The following is a 507-nucleotide window of genomic DNA, read 5'->3' as shown; positions in this document are numbered from 1 at the left end:
CCGTCGCCGGGCACCCCGTCGGCGCCGGGGTGCCCGCGTGGCTGGCCACCGCCGCACCCGAACCCGCGCACGCCGCCGCCCTGCAGGTCCTGCTCGACGCCGGGGCGGTGGTGGCCGGCATCGCCCAGACCGACGAGCTGGCGTTCTCCGTCATGGGGCGCAACGGCACCTGGGGCGCGCCGCCGAACCCTGCAGCGCCCGGGCACCTGCCCGGGGGTTCCACGAGCGGGCCGGCCGCCGCCGTGGCCGCCGGGGCCGCCGACCTCGGGCTGGGCACCGACACCGCGGGTTCCCTGCGCGTGCCCGGTTCCTGGTGCGGCCTGCACGCGCTGCGCCCCACGCACGGCGCCGTGCCCGTGGCCGGTGTGCTGCCGCTGGCGCCCTCCTTCGACACCGTCGGCCTGCTGGCCCGCTGCCCGCAGCTGCTGCGCGCCGCCGGCGACGAGCTGCTGCCGGCCCTGCTCGACCGCTACTGGGTGCCGGGCGAGCGGCTCGTGGTGGCCGTGC

1 protein-coding gene is annotated in these 507 nt (G+C 80.3%); it reads left to right on the top strand.

Going from position 1 to position 507, the window contains the following annotated elements; translation table 11 throughout:
• Positions 1-507, top strand: a 507-nt coding sequence (locus ABEB16_RS22315; protein WP_345714344.1) for an amidase family protein, incomplete at both ends; no start/stop codon positions are given.

The organism is Kineococcus glutinatus, from assembly GCF_039542765.1.
GTDB lineage: Bacteria > Actinomycetota > Actinomycetes > Actinomycetales > Kineococcaceae > Kineococcus_A > Kineococcus_A glutinatus.
Note: the sequence above shows the minus strand (reverse complement) of the source record. Positions and strands in the feature narration are given on the sequence as shown.